This is a genomic window from Photobacterium sp. MCCC 1A19761 (assembly GCF_037389125.1).
Classification (GTDB): domain Bacteria; phylum Pseudomonadota; class Gammaproteobacteria; order Enterobacterales; family Vibrionaceae; genus Photobacterium.
On record NZ_JAZGTF010000003.1, the window covers coordinates 243,912 to 268,713 of the forward strand.

Annotated in this window: 22 protein-coding genes; 11 read left to right on the forward strand and 11 right to left on the reverse strand. The window is 56.8% G+C overall.

Going from position 1 to position 24,802, the window contains the following annotated elements:
- Positions 1 to 3: 3 nt before the first annotated feature.
- Positions 4 to 273, reverse strand: a complete 270-nt coding sequence (locus VV869_RS06220; protein WP_337734109.1) for a DUF211 domain-containing protein — start codon at positions 271 to 273, stop codon at positions 4 to 6.
- 211 nt (positions 274 to 484) lie between these two features.
- Between VV869_RS06220 and VV869_RS06225 the strand changes: the two genes are divergently transcribed.
- A complete protein-coding gene (locus tag VV869_RS06225) occupies positions 485 to 2,899 on the forward strand; it encodes a Lon protease family protein (protein ID WP_337734110.1) in 2,415 nt (804 codons plus the stop codon).
- 113 nt (positions 2,900 to 3,012) lie between these two features.
- Here VV869_RS06225 and VV869_RS06230 read toward each other — a convergent pair whose 3' ends face one another.
- The 6 genes from VV869_RS06230 to VV869_RS06255 all read right to left on the reverse strand — a co-directional run bounded on the left by VV869_RS06230 (position 3,013) and on the right by VV869_RS06255 (position 10,849).
- Positions 3,013 to 3,447, reverse strand: coding sequence for an Hsp20/alpha crystallin family protein (locus VV869_RS06230; protein WP_337734111.1), 435 nt, complete (start codon positions 3,445 to 3,447; stop codon positions 3,013 to 3,015).
- A gap of 352 nt (positions 3,448 to 3,799) precedes the next feature.
- A complete protein-coding gene (locus VV869_RS06235) occupies positions 3,800 to 5,608 on the reverse strand; it encodes a M14 family zinc carboxypeptidase (protein WP_337734112.1) in 1,809 nt (602 codons plus the stop codon).
- Entirely contained in the window at positions 5,605 to 6,459 is an 855-nt protein-coding gene (locus VV869_RS06240) for an ABC transporter permease (protein ID WP_337734113.1), read from the reverse strand. Before VV869_RS06240 ends, VV869_RS06235 begins: the two co-directional genes overlap by 4 nt.
- Before the next feature lie 5 nt (positions 6,460 to 6,464).
- On the reverse strand, positions 6,465 to 7,388 hold the full coding sequence (locus tag VV869_RS06245) for an ABC transporter permease (RefSeq protein WP_337734114.1): 924 nt from the start codon (positions 7,386 to 7,388) through the stop codon (positions 6,465 to 6,467).
- 58 nt (positions 7,389 to 7,446) lie between these two features.
- A complete protein-coding gene (locus VV869_RS06250) occupies positions 7,447 to 8,976 on the reverse strand; it encodes an ABC transporter substrate-binding protein (protein WP_337734115.1) in 1,530 nt (509 codons plus the stop codon).
- The gene (locus VV869_RS06255) at positions 8,945 to 10,849 is read right to left on the reverse strand and encodes an ABC transporter ATP-binding protein (protein ID WP_337734116.1); all 1,905 of its coding nucleotides are present in this window, start codon (positions 10,847 to 10,849) and stop codon (positions 8,945 to 8,947) included. The genes VV869_RS06250 and VV869_RS06255 overlap by 32 nt, the downstream gene beginning before the upstream one ends.
- A 266-nt stretch (positions 10,850 to 11,115) precedes the next feature.
- Between VV869_RS06255 and VV869_RS06260 the strand changes: the two genes are divergently transcribed.
- From VV869_RS06260 to VV869_RS06295, 8 genes are all read left to right on the forward strand, one after another.
- Positions 11,116 to 12,033 carry a LysR family transcriptional regulator gene (locus VV869_RS06260; RefSeq protein ID WP_337734117.1) on the forward strand — a complete coding sequence of 306 codons (918 nt, stop codon included), beginning with the start codon at positions 11,116 to 11,118 and terminating at the stop codon, positions 12,031 to 12,033.
- A 333-nt stretch (positions 12,034 to 12,366) separates the two neighbouring features.
- The gene (locus tag VV869_RS06265; protein WP_337734118.1) at positions 12,367 to 13,032 is read left to right on the forward strand and encodes an amino acid ABC transporter permease; all 666 of its coding nucleotides are present in this window, start codon (positions 12,367 to 12,369) and stop codon (positions 13,030 to 13,032) included.
- Positions 13,033 to 13,034: 2 nt separating this feature from the next.
- Positions 13,035 to 13,706 carry an amino acid ABC transporter permease gene (locus VV869_RS06270; RefSeq protein ID WP_337734119.1) on the forward strand — a complete coding sequence of 224 codons (672 nt, stop codon included), beginning with the start codon at positions 13,035 to 13,037 and terminating at the stop codon, positions 13,704 to 13,706.
- Between the two features lie 9 nt (positions 13,707 to 13,715).
- On the forward strand, positions 13,716 to 14,453 hold the full coding sequence (locus VV869_RS06275; protein WP_337734120.1) for an amino acid ABC transporter ATP-binding protein: 738 nt from the start codon (positions 13,716 to 13,718) through the stop codon (positions 14,451 to 14,453).
- A complete protein-coding gene (locus VV869_RS06280) occupies positions 14,453 to 15,367 on the forward strand; it encodes a N(4)-(beta-N-acetylglucosaminyl)-L-asparaginase (RefSeq protein WP_337734121.1) in 915 nt (304 codons plus the stop codon). The genes VV869_RS06275 and VV869_RS06280 overlap by 1 nt, the downstream gene beginning before the upstream one ends.
- A 15-nt stretch (positions 15,368 to 15,382) precedes the next feature.
- Positions 15,383 to 16,177: a transporter substrate-binding domain-containing protein gene (locus VV869_RS06285; protein WP_337734122.1), complete on the forward strand. Its 795-nt coding sequence runs from the start codon at positions 15,383 to 15,385 to the stop codon at positions 16,175 to 16,177.
- Positions 16,178 to 16,292: 115 nt separating this feature from the next.
- Positions 16,293 to 17,039 carry a copper homeostasis protein CutC gene (locus VV869_RS06290; protein WP_337734123.1) on the forward strand — a complete coding sequence of 249 codons (747 nt, stop codon included), beginning with the start codon at positions 16,293 to 16,295 and terminating at the stop codon, positions 17,037 to 17,039.
- A complete protein-coding gene (locus VV869_RS06295) occupies positions 17,029 to 18,012 on the forward strand; it encodes a LacI family DNA-binding transcriptional regulator (protein WP_337734124.1) in 984 nt (327 codons plus the stop codon). The genes VV869_RS06290 and VV869_RS06295 overlap by 11 nt, the downstream gene beginning before the upstream one ends.
- Positions 18,013 to 18,116: 104 nt before the next feature.
- Here VV869_RS06295 and VV869_RS06300 read toward each other — a convergent pair whose 3' ends face one another.
- Complete coding sequence (locus tag VV869_RS06300; RefSeq protein ID WP_337734125.1) at positions 18,117 to 19,337, reverse strand: MFS transporter; 1,221 nt, start codon at positions 19,335 to 19,337, stop codon at positions 18,117 to 18,119.
- Between the two features lie 44 nt (positions 19,338 to 19,381).
- The gene (locus VV869_RS06305) at positions 19,382 to 20,365 is read right to left on the reverse strand and encodes an aldo/keto reductase (protein WP_337734126.1); all 984 of its coding nucleotides are present in this window, start codon (positions 20,363 to 20,365) and stop codon (positions 19,382 to 19,384) included.
- Between the two features lie 80 nt (positions 20,366 to 20,445).
- Here VV869_RS06305 and VV869_RS06310 point away from each other — a divergent pair, with 80 nt between their 5' ends.
- Positions 20,446 to 21,381: a LysR family transcriptional regulator gene (locus VV869_RS06310; RefSeq protein WP_337734127.1), complete on the forward strand. Its 936-nt coding sequence runs from the start codon at positions 20,446 to 20,448 to the stop codon at positions 21,379 to 21,381.
- A 29-nt stretch (positions 21,382 to 21,410) separates the two neighbouring features.
- On the opposite strand, the gene VV869_RS06315 is transcribed toward VV869_RS06310, so the two are convergent.
- Positions 21,411 to 22,352: a universal stress protein gene (locus VV869_RS06315; protein ID WP_337734128.1), complete on the reverse strand. Its 942-nt coding sequence runs from the start codon at positions 22,350 to 22,352 to the stop codon at positions 21,411 to 21,413.
- Positions 22,353 to 22,636: 284 nt separating this feature from the next.
- Here VV869_RS06315 and VV869_RS06320 point away from each other — a divergent pair, with 284 nt between their 5' ends.
- On the forward strand, positions 22,637 to 23,980 hold the full coding sequence (locus tag VV869_RS06320) for a nicotinate phosphoribosyltransferase (protein WP_337734129.1): 1,344 nt from the start codon (positions 22,637 to 22,639) through the stop codon (positions 23,978 to 23,980).
- A gap of 64 nt (positions 23,981 to 24,044) precedes the next feature.
- On the opposite strand, the gene VV869_RS06325 is transcribed toward VV869_RS06320, so the two are convergent.
- Complete coding sequence (locus VV869_RS06325; RefSeq protein ID WP_337734130.1) at positions 24,045 to 24,686, reverse strand: phosphoribosyltransferase; 642 nt, start codon at positions 24,684 to 24,686, stop codon at positions 24,045 to 24,047.
- Positions 24,687 to 24,802 lie beyond the last annotated feature (116 nt).

Below are 24,802 nucleotides of genomic sequence, written 5' to 3' on the forward strand. Positions count from 1 at the left end.
GTGTTAGTGCGCAGCATTACCACCCTCCACTTCAACTTCATCGATACTATGCAGGGCACCGCCCATCCGTGAAATCGCCTCCTCAACCGCGGTAAAATCAATCGCATCTGCGAAGACTTCCAGCCGAATGGTTTGGGTTTCTTCATCCACTTCGTTGACTTTGAGGTTCACGCGATAATCGGCCCCAATGTCCGCAACCGCCTGTGCCAGCTCCAGACTATTCGGGGTGTGCGGTTTCAGGACATCCAGTAGCAAGCGCTTCACACAAGCCATCCACTCCGCCTCCAAGTTGCACCGCCGCTGACGGCAGCAGTTGATATTTCAGGGAAAACTTCCAGAAGTATAGCGTTTGAATCTAAACAAGGGAGATCGTTGTCGATGACTTGAGGAGGCCGACGCCGGTGAAGCCGTGTCCCTCTCTTGCATGGTTGTACTACACTGGAATTTACATTCGCGATATCGTTCAAGGCCTCAGGAGTACCGCGTGCAACAAAAGTACCCAGCCCTGACGGAGGCGCAGCTTTACCATGTCTGCGACCTCGGACTGCTGAATTTTGAGACCACCGATGAACTGGCCCCGTTGGCTGTACCGCTGGGACAGGACCGGGCGATGGAAGCCCTGAATTTCGGGCTCGACATGCCTCATGCCGGATACAATATTTTTGTCACCGGCTCAACCGGTCTGGGCAAGCATACCCTCATCGACCGGCTGCTACTGCGGCGCTCTAGGGATTATCCGCCGACTGATGACTGGTGTTATGTCAATAACTTTGCTCACCCGCAGCAACCGGTCGCGCTACAGCTCCGTGCAGGAGACGGACGACGGCTGCGACAGGGCGTGCAACAACTGGTGGAGTATCTGGTGCAGGCGATCCCGGAAACGCTGCAGAGTGATGAACTTCAGGCCCGAACACAAGCGATCCAGGCGGACTACACCGAACGTTGTCGCCGGGCTTTTGCGACGGCTGAATCCCATGCGCAGGCGCGTCATATTATCCTGAAGAAAACACCGACCGGTTACACCTTGCTGCCTGAACGAGACGAAAAAGTCTTAAGCCAAGAGGCATTTCGTCAGCTGCCTGAGGCACAGCGAGATCAGATTGAATCCGATCTCAGTGCACTGCGCGAGGAGCTAAAGCAGATCAGCCGGGACATGCCACTCTGGCACCACCAAAGCCAACAGGCCATCAAAGAATTACAGCGCGATACCGTCGCCAACACCATCAGCCAACTGTTTCTGGAGCTGGAGCAAAAGTTCGGCGCGTACCAGCCGGTAATTGATTATCTTCAGAGCCTCAAGCAAGACCTAATCGACAATATTGACCGTTTTCAACAAATTCTGAGCAGCCTGGCGGAAGAGCATAACAGTGAGCAAGTGGCGGAGTATTTCACGGAATATCAAGTGAACTTGCTGGTTGATAACAGTGATGTTGAAGGGCTACCGGTGATTTACGAAGATAACCCGACGGTGTCGAACCTGGTCGGTCGGGTGGAACACCTCAGCCATGCCGGCACCCTGTATACCAATTTTATGTTGATTAAACCCGGTGCGCTGCATCGTGCCAATGGTGGCTATCTGGTGCTGGATGCGGCCCGTTTGGTTGACCGTCCCTTGCTGTGGGATTCGCTCAAGCGCGCACTGCGCTCCGGCCAAATCCGGATCCAATCCCTGGAACAAATGCTGAGCCTGGCCACCACCACCACAATCGAGCCGCAGGTGGTTCCGCTGGATTTGAAAGTGGTGCTTTGCGGTAACCGGCTGCTGTACTACCTGCTCAAACATTATGACCCGGAATTCAGCTTACTGTTTAAGGTTCAGGCCGATTTTGCAGAGGAGCTGCCCCGGGATGAAGCTTCGACACATCTTTATGCCCGACTGATTAAGACAGTGCAGTGCCGGGAAAAGTTGCTTCCTTTGTCGCGGGAAGCGGTTGCCCGGGTGATCGAATACAGTAGCCGAATGATGGCCGATCGGGAGAAGCTGTCCCTGCATATGAATTCGCTGATGGATTTGTTGCGGGATACGAATTACTGGTCGAGACAGGGTGAAGAGAAAGTGATCACCGCGGAGGCGGTCGAAGCCGCGGTGGATGCGCAGCGCCGTCGGGTAAGCTATCTCAAAGATCGCCATCAGGAAAGTGTATTACGGGGGATCCGAAAAATTGATACCGAAGGATTCGTGGTGGGCCAGATCAACGCACTATCGGTTGTGGCCGTTGGCGATCACCCCTTTGGGTTGCCCTCACGGATCACCGCGACCATTCGTCTGGGCGACGGGAAGATCCTCGACATTGAGCGGGAAGTCGACCTGGGCGGCTCGATTCATTCCAAAGGGGTAATGATCCTGAGTGGGTTCCTGGGTGAGCGCTATGGACAGAGCCAGCCGTTGTCACTGAATGCCTCGCTGGCCTTTGAGCAATCCTATGGCGGGGTTGAGGGAGACAGCGCTTCCGCCGCCGAGTTATGTACCTTGTTATCGGCCATTGGTCAAATCCCGCTTAAACAATCGTTGGCCATCACCGGAGCTATTAATCAGCATGGTCTGATTGAGGCGGTTGGCGGCGTCAATGAGAAAATCGAAGGCTTTTTCGAGATCTGCCAGGCGCGGGGGCTCAAGGGCGAGCATGGCGTGATCATTCCCTCGGCAAATATTCCTCACCTGATGTTACGGGCAGATGTCCGCAGGGCTGTCCGGGAGCACCAGTTCCATATATGGGCGATCGACCATGTTGATCAGGCGTTGGCGCTACTCACGAATTTACCCATCGGGGAACCGGTCAACGGAAAGTACCCGGCCATGAGCGTCAACGGTATGGTAGATAAGCGGCTGCGTGAGCTGACTCAACTGCGCCAGCAGTTCAACGCTCACAGTACCGGGAACGACGATCGCCACCGATGAGTGCGTGGTGACGAAAACCGTACGGTAACTGAATGAAAGTGCGGTGTAGTACACAGGGGCGGCGTATAAAAAAGGCGGATAATGCAATCCGCCTTGGCATGAACGAGAGGTAACTACCTTACCTCAATCCGGCTCGTTTCAGGTTGTGAAGGCTCCACTTTCGGAACCTCGATCTTCAAAACACCATCGGTGAAAGATGCGCTGATATCCTCTTGCTTGACGTTTTCACCAAGGTAGAAGCTGCGCATAAACTTACCTTCATACCTTTCTTTGCGGATCACTTTGCCTTCTTCTTTTTCTTCTTTGCTTTCCGAACGGCTGGCCTCAATCGAAAGACGGCCGCCAGTGAGCTGCAGTGAGATATCTTCTTTTTTCACCCCAGGCAGATCGGCACTAATTTGATAACCGGTGTCTGTTTCAACGACATCGATTCGCGGAGATAACGATTCCATATCCGTGCGACGAAGTGACGGAAATAAAGTGTTATCAAACATACGACCGAAATCAAACAAAGAATCCCAGTGATCTCGTGGTACTAAACCTTTCATTTTTCCCTCCCGATGACTATAGAGACAGTGCCCAGTAAGTGTAGCTAGTTCCGGACAAAGATTGAGGACAGGGAATAAAAATTCCCTGAAAGTCTCGACACTGATACGCCCAGGAAAATAGTTCAACAATAACAGCATGATAGCGGCCATTTAACCTGACCTTCCTCAACCTTCCCTATCACAACAAAACACACAGAAACGCCCGTCACGGGAGAACAGGAAACAAACCGCAAAAGGCCCGGAAAACCGGGCTTTTTTCATCGAGATGCTATGTGTTCGTCACAGCTTTCAGCCGAGCGGCTGACTCCGCCAGGTGCCTGACCAGTGTCTCTCCGATCACCTCGGATGAACGTCAGTGTTCTGGCTGGGATAACCGCTGATGGATCTGATAGGCTGCCAGCACAGTGGCGGTCTGCACGTCATGCCCGGCAATGAAATCTTCGCCGTAGATCGTTTCATCCGGGTACTCGGTGATAATTTGCAGCGGCACATCGCACTGGGTAACGGCGGAAATCAGGCACGGAAAATCATTGATGATTTGAAACCCGGTTTCTCCGGCGTGTTGCTGATACAGCGCCGTCTGCGCCCGATTCAGCGCCAGCACATCCGACAGATGGCCCAGCGCGAGTGTCAGCTCGTGAATAAAACGTTCGGCATACTCCGCCCATTCCGGGGTGTCCCGGTGGCGGACGATTAAGAAAAAGCCTTTTGGGATGGTCCACATTTCAAAACCGGCCGGGACATACCCGGACAGGGGCCGCGTCCACTCATGCGACGGGTAACCGTGCAGGTTCAGGTGTAACCCGGCACCACTGTGCTCTACGGCCCGATGCCGAATGGTCTTTTCGTACAACGCCTCCCCGGTGCGGTATTCGAGATCATCCCCCAGCGCCGTATAGCGGGCAGCATGGTGCATGTGATGCGGATTATCCTGGATCAGCATCTGATGCAGCGCATAGCCATCGGGATTCTCCAGCGGCGAAATCACGAAATGCGCCTCTGCTTGCTGCGCCAACACTGTCGCCGCGCGCAAAGCGCCCACCACCCCGGTGGTTTCGTTGGCATGCTGACCACCGCTGATCATCACCGCCTTGTCCGCACCCGGATGATACTTCGCCCGTACTGTCCGGCCGGAGTAGGCGCTGACTTCAATGATCTGTCCCGGAATGTCCGCCAGGGCTTGACCAACCAGTGCCACCGGCAGGGGTGCGCCGACCGTATCCAACGCCAGCGTCGGCGCGTCATATTCGGCGTCCCGTATCAGCCCCTCACTATGGTGCCCCAACCGGATTTCAATGGCGTAATCCGGCCCTTCCGCGGCATCGATCAACGGAATAATTTGTCCGGGCTGACTGTTCCGGGCGTTCAGATCTTTGCCTTCGCGAAACTTAAACCACTCCTGGACCGAAAAATACAGATCCTCATGCAGCGCTTCTTTCAGGCTGATCACTTCATGCCCGTAGCCAATCGGCTCATCATAAACCGGCGCGGCCACATGGATCTTCAATTGCTCGAAATACGGGCCCTGCGCCAGCCAGTCATGACGCTGGATCTGCGTCATCACCGAGGCAAACGCCTTTTCATAGTCGGTGGTAAAACGCTCATCGTGGACCCGATTCCCCGCGCGATCATCAACCCGCAACCAGCCCGTCGGCGACAAGTAAGTCGTCTCGCAAGCGGAAACATGAACATGGTTAGGCGCAAACACCGAAAAGCGACGTACCTCGCCCGACACCCAATGCGCGGTCACGGTGTAATGGTCCTGCTCTCCGTCACCCGGGGTAAACGTCAGGTTATCGCAGCGGATCAGCGCCGCCAGCGGGTACGCTTCCAGCAGGAACCGCTTGGGATCGGCGTGCTCGCGAACCGGATAGGTGATCTCGATCGCTTCCAGCGAATCGGCCGATTCACTTGGCACTATCGGCTCAAGCAACCCGTCTTGCGGCACATCTTCGAGGAAAAAATGCAGCAGCGGCTTATAGGCGCTGTGGATCCGGGCCTGAACCCCCATCGCCCGCAGCGACGCTTCTGCCGCCTGACGGGAAGCGCGATCACTGAACACCCAGGCCTCGACCGTGCAGCCGTGATACCGGGTATCCCCCAGTTGCTCGACCAGGGCCACCAGCGAGGAGGCAATCGTCGTGGTAAAAATCTGACTCATCGTGATGTTCTCCCGGTCGGATCCAGGCTATCGCGGAGCCAATCCCCGAGCAGATTCAGCCCCAGCACCGTGAGCAGAATCGCCAGTCCCGGGAACACACTGACCCACCACGCCGTCTGGATATAGGTCCGGCCATCGGCCAGCATCCCGCCCCAGCTCGGAGTCAGCGGATCGACGCCCAGCCCCAGAAACGTCAGGCTACTTTCGAGCAGAATGTTGTTCGCTACATTGAGCGTCATCAGCACAATCACCGGGCCGATCAGGTTCGGCAACAGATGACGGAACAGGATACTGAAATGGCTGACCCCAATCGCTTTGGCGGACTGGATGAACTCCCGATCCCGCAGGGACAGCACCGAGCCGCGCACCAGGCGGGCATATTGCACCCATTGCGAGACAATCAGCAAAATGATCATGTTGGTCAGGCCGCCGCCGACAATGGCAATGAAGGTGATCGCCAGCAGAATAAACGGCATCGCCAGTTGGATGTCCGCGCAGCGCATCACGATGGCATCCCAGATCCCGCGATAGTAACCGGACACTAACCCCATGATGACGCCGAAGATCACCGCCCCCAGCACCGACAAAAAGCCGACCTGAAGCGAGACCGTACCCCCGGCCACAACGCGGGCCAGCACATCCCGGCCCAGCGGATCGGTGCCGAAGAAATGCCCGGCATCGGTGAAGGGCGCAATCAGCCGGGCCGATAAGTTAATCTGGCTCGCGGCATCCTGAAAAATCACATCCGACAGCAGCACCAGTAAAATAATGCCGCCCGTCAGCGTGGCGCCGAGGATAAACTCCAGGTTTTTCAGCCCGGCAAATCGTGTAGAAGAAATTGCAGTAGACATCGGCCTTACTCCGTTCTGATGCGTGGATCAATGAGGCCGTAAGCAATATCGACCAGAAGGTTTACCCCGACGATGAGCATCGACAGCACGGTGATCACCGCCTGCAACACCGGGTAATCCCGCGACCCGACCGCTTCAAAGGCCAGCGTGCCGAGCCCCGGCCAGTTGAAGACTTTTTCAATCACCACAATCCCGCCGAGCAGGCCGCCAAATTGCAGGCCGAAATAGGTGATCAGCGGGATCGCGCAGTTGCGCAGCGCATGCTTGTAGAGCACCGCCGTTTCACTGACGCCCTTGGCGCGGGCCACCATGATGTACTGAGATTGCAGGGTTTCCAGCATCGCGGTTCTGACCAGCCGCACATTGGTGGCGGTGAGAATAATCGCCATGGTCAGCGACGGCATCACAAAGCTGGCGAAGCCGTCCATGCCGCTCGGCGGCAGCCATTGCAGGGTGATGGAAAACACCAGCACCATCATCAGCGCCAGCCAGAAGTTGGGGAATGACAAGCCAATCAGCGAGCAGATCCGGATCAGCTGATCGGCCCATTTGCCGCGCGCCGTCGCGGCTTTGATCCCGAGCGGGATCGAAATCGCAATCGACACCAGCATCACCGAGATCGCCAGCATAAAGGTGGCCGGCAGAGACATTTCGATGAGCTGAGACACCGGAGTCCCCCCCATAAAGCTGTTGCCGAAATCGCCGACAAACAGCCCGGTGATAAACTCACCATACTGGGTCAGAAACGGTTTATTGAGCCCCAGCGCTTCGCGGATCAGTACCAGATCGGCTTCGGTAACACTGCCTGCGCCCTGCGTCAGCATCAGCGCCGGATCGCCCGTCATTCGGATCGCGTAGGCGACCACCAGGGTGATCGCAAACAGCACAAACACCGCCTGCAACAAGCGTTTTAAAATAAAGTTAGTCATGAGAATTCCTTGAAACGGCAATCCGTGCCCTTCACTCCTGAAGGGCACGTAGTCCTGCTTAGTCGACGGTGACGTCCGTAAAGCGCAAGCGGCTGTCCGGCACCGGCGTAAAGTTTTTCACCCGGTTCGACACGCCGTAAATGGCGTTAAGGCTGTATAGCGGCATTTCCAGCGCACGATTGGCGGTATAGCGGGCAATCGACTGCAGAATGGCTTCCCGTTGCTCGGGATCCAGCAGGGTACGCTGCGATTCAAGCTGCTGATCGAGATCAGGATCGCTGTCATACGGATTCCACTTCTCGCCGGTGTGATACATAAAGTACGCCGTGTTGTCGTAATCTAAGGTCCAACCGCCCCAGGACTGCTGGAACATCGCCCCGGTTTTCCCCGCCGGGATAATATCGTTCAGCAGCACATTGGTTTCGTACGGCTTGATGGTGGCATTCAGCCCGATGATTTGCAGGTAGCTGGCCACCGCCTGCGTCACTTCGTTAAAGGTGGCGTCGTTGCCGCGAATATCAATCTGCACCTTGGTGCCGGGTTTCACCCCTGCCTGTTTCAGCAGCTGCATGGCTTTAGACGGATCGTACGGCAGCGGCTGCATCGCCGGATCGTTACCGAACGAGATCGAGCTCTGGAAACTGGCGATCTGCTCGGCCTGACCGCCCAGGATCGAGTCGATAATCGCCTTGCGATCCACGCCGTAAATCATCGCCTTACGCACTCGCTCATCTTGGGTGATCCCGCTTTCTGAGTTAAAGCGCAGCGCGTATACGGTCGGGCTTGGTGTGGCCACGACCGACAGTTTCGGGTTGGCCTCAATGGTCGGGATCATCGCAATCGGAATGGTTGGCGGGATCACCAGATCCACTCGTCCGGCCTGCAACTCAGCGACTGCGGTCGACGGCTCGGAAATAAAGCGGTAGTTCAGCTCCGAGATGTTCGGCGCGCTGCCCCAGTGATTGCCGTAGGCTTTCAGTTCAATGCCGACTTTCGGCTCATAGTTCACAAACTGAAACGGCCCGGTGCCGACAGGATGGGTGTTGAAATACTGCTCGCCTTTCTCGGCAATATATTTCGGTGGCACAATCATCGCGCCGTAGCCCGCCAGCTTGGTCAGCAGCACCGGATCAGGTTTGTTGAGGAAGAAGTCCACCGTGTAGTCATCGACGATGTCCACGCGCTCAATCGCGGTATAGTTCGAGCGTTGCGGGCCTTTTTTCCCTTCCTCGCCCAACAGGCGATCAAAGGTAAACTTTACCGCGTTGGCGTTAAACGCTTCGCCATTATGGAAAGTCACGTTCTGACGCAGCGTAAAGCGGATCCGCCGCCCGTCATCGAGCAGCTCCCAGTTGGTCGCCAGACCCGGCTGGAGTTTCAGATCCGGACCGCGATAGGTCAGACCGTCATAAATATTGGTGGCGACCGAGGCCCAGTTGACCAAAAAAGTGTCCACCGGGTCCCAGCTGCCCGGGTCCTGCGGCGACGCGACGGTCAGCGTTCCGCCCGCCATCGCCAGGGATGAAAAGGTCAGTCCGGCCGTGAGCGACAGGGTCTTAAGCCAGCGTTGAGGGTTGTGCTTCATCATTGAAATATTCTCCGTCAAAGGTAGGTTGGAGTGCCCCTTCCTGTGGGGCTTGCGCGACAAAGTGGCCGGGGGCGACTTCGAGATACGCCAGGGTGCTCGGCTCATCGCCGACTGCCCGAATCGGGCTGGGAATGTCTCCGGTCAAACGAACGCTGGTGCGGACATGGTTCGGGTCCGCCACGGGCACCGCACTCAGCAAGCGTTGGGTATACGGGTGTTGCGGCGTCTCCAGAACTTGTCGGCGCGAGCCGATTTCTGCGATTTGTCCCAGATAGAGCACCGCGACCCGGTGACTCATTTTTTCGACCACCGCCATATCGTGGCTGATAAACAGGTACGCAATGCCGTACTCCGCCTGCAGCGCCATAAACAGGTTAATGATTTGCGCCTGAATGGAGACATCGAGCGCAGACAGTGCTTCATCGGCAATGATTAATTTCGGGTTCGAGGCCAGGGCCCGGGCGATACAGATCCGCTGGCGCTGGCCGCCGGAAAACTCATGGGGATAGCGCGAGGCGTGTTCCGGACTCAGCCCGACCCGTTCCAGCAGCTCGGCCACCCGCCGACGAATGTTCTGCTCGCCCTGGATCAGGCGGTGGGTTTTGATCGGCTCGGCAATGGAGAAGCCGATGGTTTTTCTCGGATCCAGCGAGGCATACGGATCCTGAAAGATATACTGGATTTCCTGTTTCAACCGGCGCTGCTCGGCCTTACTGCGCGCCATTAACGGCTGACCTTCAAAGCTGATGGTGCCGCTGGTTGCCGCCTGCAATCGCTGAATGGTGCGGCCGATGGTGGATTTGCCGGAACCGGACTCCCCGACCAACGCCAGGGTTTCACCAGGGTAGATGTCAAAGTTCACCTGCTCGACCGCATGAATGCGGTGGGTGACCCGGCCCCAGAAGCCTTTGCGGGCATCAAAACGGGTCACCAGATCACGAACACTGAGCAGCGGCGGCTGGTTGTAATCGGCGGTGTCCTGCACCTGCTCTTCGCCCACCAAGGTCGGCATCCCGCCTTCCATCACCGTGACCGGGAAACGCTTGGGCAAAGGCTCGCCCGCCATGCTCCCGAGGCGAGGCACCGACGCCAGCAGCGCCTGGGTATACGGGTGCTGCGGCCGGGCGAAGATGTCCTGCACCGTGCCCTGCTCCACTTTCTTGCCTTGCCACATCACCACCACATCATCGGCAATTTCAGCCACCACGCCCATGTCGTGAGTGATGAAAATCACTGCCATATTCAGCTCTTTTTGCAAATCCGCCATAATCGCCAGGATCTGCGCCTGAATGGTCACATCGAGCGCAGTCGTCGGCTCATCGGCGATCAGGATTTTCGGTTTACATGCCAGCGCCATCGCAATCATCACCCGCTGGCGCATGCCGCCCGAGAGCTGATGCGGATAGCGACCGAGCATCTCCCTGGCATCCGGCAAGCGCACCATTTCAAGTAAGTGCTGACTTTCAGCCATCGCTTCGGATTTGGAGAGATTTTCATGCAGTAGCAAAGCTTCACAAAGCTGATCGCCGATAGTGAACACCGGGTTGAGCGAGGTCATCGGCTCCTGGAAAATCATCGCGATCTCTTTGCCCCGCACCTGCCGCATCTGGGGCTGGGTCAGCGTCAACAAATCGACCGGTTGCGCTGACCCGCGATACTGGATCCGACCGGAAACATACCGGGCGCCGCTCATATCGGCCAGCCGCATGATCGACTGCGACGTCACCGATTTCCCGGAGCCGGATTCACCGACAATCGCCAGGGTCCGGCCGGGCACGACGGAAAAGCTCAGGTTCTCAATCACCTGATTTGGGCCAAAAGCCACCGATAAGTTTTCGACGGAAAGAATTTGAGATGTAGACGGATCGGTCACGTGTTCATCCTTGTGCTGACAGTACATTGGGCTGCAAGTTGGCTCCTTCACACCTCCATGCATGACAGGAAACCACGACTGAAACTCAGGGAACGATGTCTCCTGAGCATTGTGTAACTAAGTCCATCATGTAAACTAAATGTAATACCATCCACTTATATTCAGGCATGGTCGATAAACAAATGTTATGGATGAACATTTGGGATGGATAAGCACTTGTTGTGAATAAACACTTGTTACGGCCAAGCACTTGTTATGGACAACCCATGAAATTTCGACAGATTGAAGCCTTCCGCTACATCATGTTACGCGGGACCACCGCCGCCGCCGCTGTGGAAATGCATGTCACCCAACCCGCGGTCAGCCGACTCATCAGTGATCTGGAACACTCGCTCGGTTTCTTGCTGTTTGAACGGCGCAAGGGACGCCTGCACCCGACCCACGAAGCAGCCGAGTTTTTTCGCTCGGTGGAGGAGAGCTTTTTAGGGCTGGAAAAGCTGCAATCGGTAGCGGCCCATATCCGGACCCGGGCACCCAAAGAGCTCAAAATTGCCAGCACCTCGGCCATTGCCAGTACCCTGCTCCCGCTGGCGCTCAGCGAGCACAAGAAGTATTTTCCAAACGAGCGGATCGTGGTGCACACCGACGGCATGGCGGAAATCGTCATGAAGCTGCAAACCAACTCGGTCGATCTGGCCGTGGGGCTGCAACTGCCGCAGTTAAGCGGCATTGAGCAGGAATTTATCGGCAATGCGCGTTTTGTTTTCGCCGCCCGGCATGACCACCCGCTGACCCGAAAAAGCGTCATCACGGCCGAAGATCTGGTCGGTGAGTCGGTGCTCACTGTCCTCGATTCCAACCCGACCTACTGGAGCAAACTGGGCCAGGCGCTGGAGCCGGTTGAAGCCGAAGTCAGCAAGCAGCTGTTTATCGACACCTCGCACACCGGCTATTCAATGATCGCCGCCGGGCTGGCCGTTGGTGTTCTGGAGCCGTTCGCCGCCCGGGTATGGGCCGCCAACGGTGTGGTCACCCGTCCGTTTGAACCGGCGATTTACTACCCCTACAACCTCGCCTACCCGACCAACACCCGGCATCATAAATCGCTCCACAGCTTTACCGAGTCGATCAAAAACGCCGCCAAATCCATGCCGGAAATTTTTGAAGCGCAGCTTCAGGGCTGAAGTGTTTGCACCGGCTCAACCGTCACATCCCCAGCGTTTGCGCAAAGCCGGCGCTGTGATGGAAACCATGTACCTTGATACGCCGCCATTCGCCCTCAAGCGCCACGATTCTCGCCAAATGTGCCTAAGCCTTGTGCCTTAAGGCATATTTCGATCCAAGAACATCCACGATGATGAAAAGTTAGTCCTTCCCAGCATATTTGTATGCACACTCACCGTTGTTTCATTCAATTGAGCTGATCCAGATTGCAAATCCTTATTTTGTACATTGTGAATAAGCCATCAACGCCTAAAGTGAAATCGGTTTCACTTTTGCAACTGGATGGCGGTTTTATGTTTGATCTCAGTATCATCTCGCAATATTTCGGGTCCTTTACCGACGGGTTTATCATCACCGCAACGGTCAGCTCCCTGGCGATTCTCGGCAGCTTTGGGGTCGGCCTGGCCGTCATGTTTGCCTGTGTCAGCCGCCATCCGTGGCAGAGCCGACTCGGCAACGGATACATCAACTGTTTCCGCAATATTCCGTTTATCGTTCAGGTCTTTTTCATTTTCTACGGCTTGCCTGAACTCGGTATTTTCATCGACCCCTACACCACCGGCGTAATTGCCCTGTCACTCGCCGTCGGGGCCTACTGCGCCGATGTACTGCGGGCCAGTGTGCTGCAGGTAGATAAAGACGTGATTGAAGCCGCCCAGTCGTTTGGCCTCAAGCGCCGGGTGATCTACCAGAAAGTGATCTTACCCATCGCGCTGCGCAACGCCATTCGCCCGCTGGGGTCGATTTTTATCAACCTGATCCTGACGACTTCCATTCTCTCGACGGTCACGCTGAATGAACTCACCGGCACCGCCAAGATCATTGCCGCAGAAACCTTCCGGCCCTTTGAAGTGTATTTCTTGCTACTGCTGTTTTACTGCGTGCTGACCTACATCCTGTCGCTGGCCATTTCACGCCTGCACGCCCGTTTGAACAAACAATTTGTCCTGGAGGATTAACCGTGTCGAATAACGCATTCGTACCTTACGACTTCATCGTCTTGCTCAGCGGCATCGGCGTGTCCCTGCAGGTGTTTCTGATCTCCAGCCTGATCGGCGCAGTGCTGGGAACGCTGCTCGCGCTCACCCGCCATTATCAGGTGCCTGGGCTGGGACATGCCGCGACCTTTACCAGCGAGTTTCTGAAAAACTCCCCGGTGTTGGTGCAGCTGTTCTTGATCTACTTCGGCCTGCCCATTTTGCTGGGGGTCGATATGACCGCGACGGAAGCAGCGGTGATCACCCTGTCCGGCAATACCGCGGCCTTCATCTCCGTCATTGTGGTTTCCGCCCTGGCCTCCATCGACAAGGGGCAAGTGGAAGCGGCGCGCTCATTCGGCCTGAGCGAGTGGAAAGTCCTCACCAAGATCATTACCCCGCAAGCCTTGCTGGTGGCGATTGCACCTTTGGTCGGGCTGGCGGTGAACCAGCTTCAGGTCACCTCGCTCATCTCGGTGATTGGCGTCATGGACATCACCAAAGTCGGGCAGATCCTGAATCAGCGCACCTGGCAGCCGTTTATCGTCTGGCCGGTGATCGGCGCGACCTATTTCATGTTGTCCTGGCTGCTCGCCAAGCTCGGCCGGACGTTAGAAACCCACCTCAAGAAGCATCAGGACTGGGCCAGCCTGTAAGGATTGATCATGATTCAGATAGACAATGTCGAAAAGCGTTTCGGAAACGCCACCATTCTCAACGGGGTTTCGCTCCACATCCGCCGGGGCGATGTGGTTTCGATCCTCGGTGCCAGCGGCTCCGGGAAGTCCACCCTGATTCGCTGTATCAACGGCTTGGAAAAGCTCAATGGCGGCGACATCAGGGTCGGCGGGCTCACCGTCACCAACGCCAATGAACTGGCGGAAATCCGAAAAAACGTCGCAACGGTCTTCCAGCACTTCAACCTGTATCCGCATTTGAAAGTCATCGACAACATTACCCTGGCCCCGGTGGAAGTGCTCGGGATCCCCAAAGCCCAGGCCCGGCAGAAAGCGCAGGAACTGCTGGATTTGGTCGGGCTGGCCGACAAACAGGATGCCTACCCGGACCAGCTCTCCGGCGGCCAGAAACAACGGGTCGGCATTTGCCGGGCGCTGGCGATGGATCCGTCGTGCTTGCTGCTCGACGAAGTCACCAGTGCCCTGGACCCGGAAATGACCTCGGAAGTATTGGATGTGCTGGCCGATCTGGCGAGCAATACCGGCACCACCCTGATTTTCGTCACCCACGAAATCGCCTTCGCGCGCAAGATTTCCAACCGGATCGTCTTTCTGGACGAAGGCCGGGTGCGCGTCGACATGGACAAAGATCAGTTCTTCTCCGAGCAGGGCGGCAAACAGGATCCCCGCATTAAACGATTCTTAGACAAAATGGATAGCAAATAATGATTGTTCTTTCGAATTCAGAAGCTTGGCCGGGCATTGAGGAAACCGCCGACATGCTGGACCACGGCGAGAACGGCCTGGACGCCATTCTCTGCGGTATTGAACGGGTCGAGGCCGAGCCGAAAGTCCGCAGCGTCGGCTACGGCGGCTGGCCGAACCTCCTCGGCGAGATGGAGTTTGACGGGGCGGTGATGGACGGGGACACCCTGCGTACCGGTGCCGTCGGCGCGGTCAAAAACCATTTCCATGTCACCCGCGTCGCCCGCAAAGTGATGGAAGAGCTCAACCACGAGATCTTGGTCGGCGAAGGCGCAACCCGCTTTGCTGACGAAATGGGATTTCAGTGCAGCAACCCGCTGATGGAAAACTCCAAAGAAGTCTGGTTCAAAAAGCTGCAGGAGATCACCGGCGAGTCAAACCCGGACATGTCGAAGCGACCGCTGGCCAAGCTCAATACCTTGATCACTGATCCGGAAAAAGTGCGCGATACCACCGTGTTTCTCACCAAAGATCGCAACCAGAGTATTTATACCGCCACCAGCACCTCCGGCTGGGCCTGGAAGTATCCCGGCCGCCTGGGCGACTCCCCGATTGTCGGGGCGGGGTTCTACGCCGACAGCCGGTTCGGGGCCGCCGCCTGTACCCACACCGGCGAAATGACCATTCGGGCCAACACGTCCCACGCCATCGTCATGGCCATGAAACTCGGCTATTCCCTGCATCAGGCGGTGGATATGGCCATCGAAGATTTGAAATCACTGCGCGGGGGATTTCTCGCCGGCGTGGTGATTCATGCTATCGACAAAGACGACAACTACCGCGTGGTCAATGTCGGTTGTGAGGGAGACATCAAGTACTGGGTTTACACATCAGCCATGGAAAAGCCGCAGCAGTTCATCGCGGAAAAATGTTAACGAGGGAGCAAGGCAATGAAACTAAAAACGTTAATGGCAACATTACTGAGCGGCGTGATTGCGCTGAGCTCAACCGCCGCGCTGGCGGGCAAGATGGAAGAGATCCGCGAGCGCGGGTTTATCAAAATCGGCGTCTCGCTCGGCGGCGAGCCTATCGGATTTCGTGATACCAAGAACCAACCGGCAGGCTACGACGTGGATCTGGCCTACCGCCTGGCCGAAAAACTGGGGGTTGAGCCCCGCTTTACCGATGTTCACGGCGACGCGCGGGTGTCCATGCTATTCTCGGACCAGCTTGATGCCGTGATCGGCAACATGTCGGCCACACTGACCCGGGCAAAATCCGTCAACTTCACGCTCCCGTACGCCCGTGCCGGTCTGCGGGTGGTGTATCAGAAAGATCAGAAGATCCAATCCCTTGCCGATCTGGACGGGAAGAAAGTTGTCGTCGGCCGGGGCTCCACCGGGGAAGCCTTCCTGAAACGGGCAGTACCGGGTGCCAAGCTGGTGTATACCGATAACTTCGCGCCGGACGGGATTTTGCTGCTGCGCCAGGGACGGGTCGATGCAGGGATTGAAGACAGCTCGCTGATTGATTACCTCGCCACCCAAAACCAGCGGCTGGCGACGCTGCCGGGACTACACTCCAATGATCCGATTGCCATCGGGATCCGCAAAGGCGACCCGGAGTTTTTGCGTTGGATGGATATGTTCGTCTCTGATTACATCAACTCCGGCGATTACGAGAAGTCTTACCATAAATGGTGGGGTGATGATGCCAATCCACCAGCGCTGATTGGCGTCTGGTAAACTCGACATCAGCGATTGAAACGGCCCTTTCGTCTCGACAGCGTCTCTGTTCCGACACATGTACGACACTGAGGCGAAAGGGCGCTCATCATCACCCAACAGCAGTGAAAAACAAATGCATCACATAAACGTAGAAGTCTGCGTCGATAACATCGAATCACTTCAAACCGCGATCGCCGCAGGCGCAGATCGAATCGAGCTGTGCAGCGCCCTCTCACTCGGCGGCCTCACGCCCACGCCCGGGCTGACCCGGTATGCGGTTCAGCATGCGCCGATCCCGGTGTATGCCATGATCCGCCCCCGCAGCGGCGACTTCCTGTTTTCGCCCGACGAAGTGGCGATGATAAGCGATGAAATTGCGTATTTCCGGGACGCCGGTGTGGATGGCATCGTCATCGGCGCCCTGACCGCCGACCGGCAAGTCGACCAGCACACCGTCAGGCAATGGGTTGCCCAGGCAGCCGGACTGGGGATCACCTTTCACCGCGCATTTGACCTGGTCGCAGACCCGGCCATCGCCCTGGCGCAGGTGATCGATCTCGGTTGCGAGCGCATTCTGACCTCGGGACTGCAAGCCAGCGCCGAGCAGGGGGCTTTGTGTATTCGGGAGCTGATCAAACAGGCAGGCAACCGGCTCTCCATCATGCCGGGATGTGGGGTCAACCGGGACAATGCAAAGCAAATTATTGATATCACCGGTGCCACTGAGATACATTTATCAGGTAAAAAACAAAGACCTAGCAAAATGAACCGGCCTGCTGACGCCGCCGTCATGGGCAACAATTCGGCGAATGATAACTTTATCGATGTCACGGACGCTCAGATCATTCATCATGTAGTGAAACAGCTCAATGACCAGTAAACCTTCTCTTCCGACCTTGGATGATGTGGCAGCATTGGCCGGTGTCTCGAAAGCCGTCGCGTCCCGGGCGCTGTCCGGAAAGAACCGCCCGATCTCGGCGGATAAAAAACAGCGGGTGCTAGATGCCGCCGAAGCCTTAGGCTATGTCGCGAACCCGTTCGCCCAGAGCCTGAGCAACACGTCGACCGGCCTGATTGCCATTGTCGTCAACCATATTGCCGACATCAGTGACCTGACCCTGTTTGACTCGCTGATCCAGGCCATTCAGGCCCTCGGCAAACAAACCCTGTTTATCCGTCTGCGATCGCAGCAGGATATTGCCGAAATCAAGCGCAATCCCTTTGTCCACCGCGTCGACGCGGCGCTGATTTTCTCCGACCTCATCGAACCCGACGAAGCCCCCAACCTGTTCTATACCAATCAGGTCATCATGCTGAACGGCAGGAAAGACGAGCAAGGCCTGTCGGTGACCATCAACGAATCGCTTGGCATTGAACAGGCCATTGCCGAGGCGCAGCGCAAACAGATCCGCCAGGCCATCTTGCTGTGCGGCCGTGAAACATCTCAGGTCGAGTTGCAGCGGGTGGAAAGTTACCGCCAGGCCATGCACCAGCACGGGATCACGCTCGTCCAGCTCGGCTACTGTGATTACGCCTATGAAACGGCGCTGGACTATTTACAGTCCCACCCGATCGCGCAAACCGACGGACTCGGCGTCTTCTGCACCTCTGATTCCATGGCGATGGCGGCAATGGATTTCTTCCGCGCCACCAGCCCGGCGATGATCGATCGACAAGCAATCTTCGGGTTTGATAACACACCGTTTTCCCAGCTGGGCAGCTACCGGTTCTCCACCATCGGCTATTGTAAAGACGAGTTTGTCAGCGCCATTATCCGGTTGCTGAGCGAGGACAACCTCAACACAGCGCCACAGAAGCACCTGATCGTCGCGACCCGGTTTTACGCCCGTTGACAGACACAGCTCCCCCTCACGACGCACTGACCCAAATGTCGGTCAGTGCGTCTTTTCTACTGGCAGACGGCGAATATCAGGTGCTTTTCATGCCTACTTCTATGTCACATGTCCGCTATCCCATCCGAACCTGATGCCATTTTATGATCACTCGACGCAGTCGCCGGGGCGGCAATGAGAACAATCAGAAGCGCCCCCATTGCTGTTGCCGTGGCTGCGATAAAAAAGATCTGTGAGAGCTCGGCCAACGTCAGGACGAAAGCGCCGATCACTGCACCCAGACCAATCGAGAGATTAAAGATCGCCACGTAAATCGCTGAGGCTGGCAAAGCATCCACACCCGCTTCTTTGAGAATCCAGGTCTGGAAGCTCACCATCACAACGGCGATTGCCCCACCCCACAGGATCAGCATCAGTGTCGTCCCCGAAAGCCCAAGCATATTTGCCGACGAGGACAACAGCCACAGCGCGCCCGAAGCGACAGAAAGCGAGATCATGAGTACCTGTTTGAGCCTGCGATCGATGAGGCCGCCGGTCACAACGTTCGCGGCCAGCCCTGCACCACCAAACGCGAGGAGCAACGGCGCAATGAATGAAGGCTTGATCGCGCTTTGTGCATGTAGGTAAGGCTCGATATAGGTGAACGCCATGAAATGCGCGGTGATCGCCAGCACCGCCGCAGCGAAAATGCGCAAGAAACGTGGGTTCGACAACACCCGGCCCATATCAGAAAAAACGACACTTTGGCTCCCGGGCAGCTTCGGCAGCGTCATGCCGCAGATGAGTGCCACCGCGAAAGACAAAGCGGAGACCGCGGCAAAGGCAGTACGCCACCCTTCGTCAGTACCGATCAGACTCGCCAGCGGCACCCCCAGCACACTGGCAGCCGAAACGCCTCCGAAGATAATCGACGTCGCCAGGCCAACCCGGTGAGGCGGGACTAACTGGGTACTCACAATACCGATAGAGACCCAAAAAGCACCGTGGGAAAGCGCGCCAATCACCCGTGCGCCCATCAACCCAGGAAAAGACTCGGCCATCGCGGCAGCACCACTGGACACCGCCAAGATCAGCATCAGGGCGATCAACAGCGGTCGTCGCGGCACCCGAGACAACACCATCGCCGAGAACAACGCAGCAGCAGCCGCGATCCAGGCATAGAGTGTCACGATCAGCCCGGCTTGTGAGGTGGATATCCCGAGATCATGACCGATGCCGGAAAGCAACCCAATCGGTGCCAGTTCAGAGGTCACAATGGTGAAGCTGCCAATGCCGAGTGCCGTCACGGCAACCCAGTTCCGCCAGGTCGTCTTTTGAGTAGCCATCTCAGATGCCGGTTGCCCCGCATGGCTTGCGGAAAACTCGCCGCTCATGCATTCACCCCCTTCATGCCTTCCGGGGTATAGCGCTCCCCCATCACCGGCAGGCGTTCGGTCGCGGTTTCAAGCTGGCGCTGCTCCGCGGCACTGAGCATCACTTGTGCCGCCGCTGCATTTTCATCGATATAGCGCAGTTTCTTGGTCCCCGGGATCGGCACAATATCGGGCCCCTTGGACAACAGCCAGGCCAGCGACAGCTGCGCCGGGGTGCAGCCCTTCTCTACTGCCATGCCGGCAATCACGTCCGCGATCCGGCGGTTGCTGTCCATGGCCTCTTCGGCAAAGCGCGGCAGATGCGCACGGAAATCCCCTTCCTCGAACGCCGCCGTGTCCTGGAACCGGCCGGTCAGGAATCCGCGGCCGAGCGGAGAATAGGGCACGAATCCCACCCCGAGCTCGCGGCACGTCGGCAAAATGTCCTGCTCCACATCCCGGGTCCAGAGCGAATATTCGGTCTGGAGCGCGGTGATCGGATGAACCGCATGCGCCCTGCGCAAAGTGTCGGCACTGACCTCGCACAAACCGATGTGCGCGATCTTCCCTTCTTTGACCAGAGCCGACAGCCCGTCGATTGTCTCTTCGATCGGCTCTTCGGGATTGATGCGATGCACGTAATACAAATCAATCTGCTCCGCACCAAGCCGTTTCAACGATGCCTCACAGGACCGGCGCGCATATGCCGCACTATTGTTCAGACTGCGCCGATACTCACCGGGGCGGCGCACAATGCCGAACTTAGTCGCGATCCGAACCGGTTGCTGTTGTTGCGCCAGAAAGCGCCCCAGCAGTTCCTCGTTGTGATGCGGTCCGTACATGTCTGCCGTATCAAAAAAGTCGATCCCAAGCTCGACGGCACGCGCGAGAACCCGCAGCGATTCGCGATCTTCCCGCGGGCCGTAAAACTCACTCATGCCCATGCAGCCCAGGCCAATGGCCGAAACCGATAAATTGGTGCCCAGCGTACGCTTTTCCATCTTCGTTCTCCTTGTCGTTCTTCTTACCGTTTTTCTTGAATCGTGAAGTAACATCGTGGCACCATCCGGGAATGAAAAAAATGAACGATTTAGGTAACCCGATTTCCAATTTTGAAAAACAGATGCCGCGAACCTGGGTCTGGGACGACACCCGCGCGTTTCTTGCCGTCGCCCGCCACGGCACGCTGAGCGGCGCGGCCTCCGAGCTCAACCTCGGTATTGCCACCCTGTCCCGACGCATCGAGCGACTGGAAGCGGCGTTCAACCTGCCGCTGTTCGTGCGCCAGCAGTCAGGCTATCAGTTGACGGAGGAAGGCGCGGGGTTGCTTGAGAAAGCGGAAGCATTGGAAGCGGCCGCCGCGGCATTCACCTCCGGGGTCGCCACCTACGCGCAAATGACGGGGAAAGTACGGCTGGCCACTGCCGAGAACCTGGCAACGGAGCTCATCCTCCCGGCCCTGCCTGAGTTCCACCAACAGTATCCCGGCATTACGATTGAACTGGTGACGGATATCGCGACAGTCAGCCTGCATCGACGCGATGCCGATCTGGCGCTGCGGATGGTGAAACCGGAACGGGGCAACGTCACCCTCCGCCGTTTGGGCTCGCTGGGCTACGGGCTGTACGGCCACCCGAGCTATCTGACGCAGCGCAACATCCATCCCGATTCAGGCAACTTTGATCAGGACGCCTTCATTACCTGGAGCGAAATGCAGTCCCACCTGCCTGCCGCACAATGGGTCGAGCGCGTCCTGCAAGGGCGTGAGCCGGTGCTGACCACCACCTCAGTCGCAACGCAGGTCGCCGCAGCCCAAGCCGGGCTCGGACTGGCGGTGTTACCCCACTTCCTTGCCGTGAAGGCCGGGTTGGTGTGTGTGGCATCAGATCTCGGGGTCGATCAGCCGATTTATCTGGCCATCCAGTCGGATCTGGCGCAGTCGCGCCGCACGCGGGCGGTGGCTGACTTTCTGGTCGATCTGGTCAGCCGCAACCGCGTGCAACTCAGCGGTGAATAATAGATAACACCCAGCAGCTCACCGGTGTTTTATTTTCCCCCGAGCACCGGCGAGCGAAACGCATCGGGTTTGAGGGTGAGCACGGAGCAGGTAAGTTTATCAAGCATGGACTCTGCGGTATTACCCATCAAAAAACCGGCGATCCCGGTCCGGGACAGCGAGCCCATAATCACCATGTCGATCGCCTGCTCCGTCACAAAGCGCGGGATCACCACTTTGGCTTCCCCTTCAAGCAGTTGCATTTGCTGTTTTACCGGCGAATGGGTATGCGGTGCCAGTAGCGATTTCATCCGTTCGGCACGGTCGGTGCGCATGTCTCTCGCGATTAAATCGACATCCAGCTCGCGGTAACTCCCCCACTTGCGGAAAAACCCCTCAAGCTCCATGCGCCAGGCATGCACCAGAATCAACTCCGCCCCGGTCAGGGCGCAAACCTCTAAAGCCAATGACAATATTTTCTCATTGAAGGAAGACTGCTCCGGAGAGGACACATCGACCGCCACGGCAATCCGGCGGATCGAGGCATCACGCATGCTACTGGACCAAATCGGCAGCACCGATTTTCGCATTAAATGACGGGTGGTACTCCCCCGCTGGCAGGCTTGCGTTTTATCCTGGCGATGCGTATCAATGACGATCATGCTGGCCTCAAATTCATCAGCCGCCTTGATGATTTCAATGAACGGGATCCCCAACCGGACAAACGCCGAGAACTGGATATTCGGGTATTTGCCTTTCAAAACCTGGACGTTCTTTTCCAGGGCCTGATGCGATGATTTCGTCGCCTCATCCAAAAGGCCTAAAGCCGTGCAGGAGTACTTGGCTATTTCTTTCAGCTCATCAAGCTTTTCAATAACCGTGACCAAAGTGACCTTGGCCGACAGGGTATCGGCAATTTTCAACACTTCCTGGAAGGCATCCCCCAGCGGTTGATCAGGGGCAACAGGAAGCAGCAGGTGACGAAAGCTCATAAAAAACCTCCAAGGGTGTGGCATCAGCCGGGCACGTTGCCGCAGTGACTCAGCGAAACTGATAAAAATGGTCGCTTCAAAAGCATAGACAAGTATGAAAGAGAGGGGGACTACGCATACGCAGGTATCCTATTCTTGAATACGGGACCCGACAAAATCAAAGGGGGGAATGTGACTCAACTGAAGTCGACTACGCAAGCCGTGATCCTCAATTCCGGTGATGTTCACGATACGCTCCGGGAGAGAGGCCGGATCCACGGAGACGGGTGTGAAGGAGCTGGAAAATGGCAATCTATGAGAGCCCGCTGTTAACGGATCTTTACCAGCTGACAATGGTTCAGAGCTATCTCGATCATGGGATGGCTGAGAAGGCGGTCTTCGAATTTTTCGTACGCAAGCTGCCGCCCAAACGCAACTTTTTAGTGGCCGCGGGGTTAGAACAGTTACTGGATTTTCTGACACAGGCGCGCTTTCGCGATGATGAGCTGGAGTATTTAGCCTGCTGTGGTTATTTCCGACGTAATCTGATTGATTACCTCAGTAAATTTCGGTTTACCGGGCAAGTTGATGCCATACCGGAAGGAACCTTGTTTTTTGCCAATGAACCGGTGGTTCGGATCACTGCATCGTTGCCGGAAGCGCAGTTGATCGAGACACGGCTCATTAATCTGTTGCAGTTCCCCATCCTGGTCGCCACCAAAGCTGCCCGTTGTCGGCTTGCCGCGGCCGACAAGCGATTGATCGATTTTGGCCTGCGTCGCGCCCATGGCGCAGAGGCCGGGATGCTGGCTGCGCGGGCCAGCTATCTTGCCGGCTTTGACGGCACGTCAAATGTCCTTGCCGGTCAACAATATGGTATTCCGATTTATGGCACGATGGCGCATGCCTATATTCAGGCCCATGACTCGGAAGCCGAAGCATTTCAAAACTTTGCCGTCAGCCAGCCGGATAATCTGGTGTTACTCATCGACACCTACGATTGTCACCACGGTGCCGAACGGGTGATTGAACTGGCGGAGCAGTTAAAACCCGAAGGGAAATCGATCAAGGCGGTACGGATCGACAGCGGCGTTCTGGGGGAGGAAGCCGTCAAGGTCAGGGCGCTGCTTGACCGCTCACGACATCCGGAAATCGGGATCATTGTCAGCAGCAGTGTCGATGAGTATTTGATCGAACAGTTACGCCGGCAACAGGCCCCGGTTGATGGGTATGGCATTGGGACCAGTCTGACGACCTCAGAAGATGCCCCTTTCCTGAACTGTGCCTATAAGCTCCAGGAATACGCGGGCATCGCACGACGTAAACGCTCCCAAGGCAAAGCGACCTGGCCTGGCTGCAAGCAGGTTTATCGCCATCTGAAAGACAATGGGCAACTGGACTATGATCAGCTTTGCTTAGCCACAGAAATATCGGAGCAAGGACAGCCCTTGCTACAGCCGGTCATACGGAACGGGAAACGGCTTGCCGCACCAGAACCGCTCGAGATTTTACGTCAGCGGGTGAAACAGCAGTTATCTATAATGACGCCGGCATTGGCGGATCTGTCAAAACCGGCCAACTTCGAGCTGAACATTTCGCCTGCCCTGCAACGGCTGACGCGCAACACCGACCAACGGTTTCATGGCTAAGGGGGCGGCTCACATTGAGTCCATTGACAAAGAAACTCGCCCAAAATCGAACGGCAGGATGCGCTTAGCCATGGTTTTGTTGTGACATCAACAACAAGGTGCTCACCTCCTCGTCACTGACCTGATCAAAGTCGCGGTACCAACAACTGATGGCATAAAACGGCTCGGGCGTGGCCAGGCACACCAGCCGATCAGCCTCCTGGCGCAGCAGATCAGCGGTATCGACAGGCGCAACCGGTACTGCAACCAGGATCATTTTGGGTTGCTGCTGCCGGGCAGCGGCGATGGCGACCCGCATGGTCGCGCCGGTGGCCACCCCGTCATCAACCAGGATCAGGCAGCGGTCATGCAGTTCAGGCAGCGGTTTATCCCCCCGGTATGCCCGCAGGCGCCGCGCCAGCTCATGCCTTTCTTGTTGCTCCACCAGGTCTATGGCCGCATCCGGGATCGACAGGCTGTGAATCAGCTCCTGATTCAGCAGTCTGAAACCGCCAATGGCGATAGCGCCCATGGCCAGTTCTGCGTGGCCCGGCACCCCCAGCTTGCGGACCAGCATCAGATCCAGCGGTGCCCGGAGGACTTGGGCAATCTCATAAGCCACAGGCACCCCACCCCTGGGCAGGGCCAGGACCAGCGGGTCACTGCACTCCGGCAAAGATTGCAGGGCTGTGGCCAGGGCCAGGCCAGCTCGCCGTCTGTCTTTCATCGGTAACTGCATCATTCACTCCAGGAAGCACGAAGGCACCGGGCTCACCTCGGCTCAATGACATGGTTCTTTCAATGTAGAAGCAAAACGACGGGAAGAAAAATGGGAAACTTTCT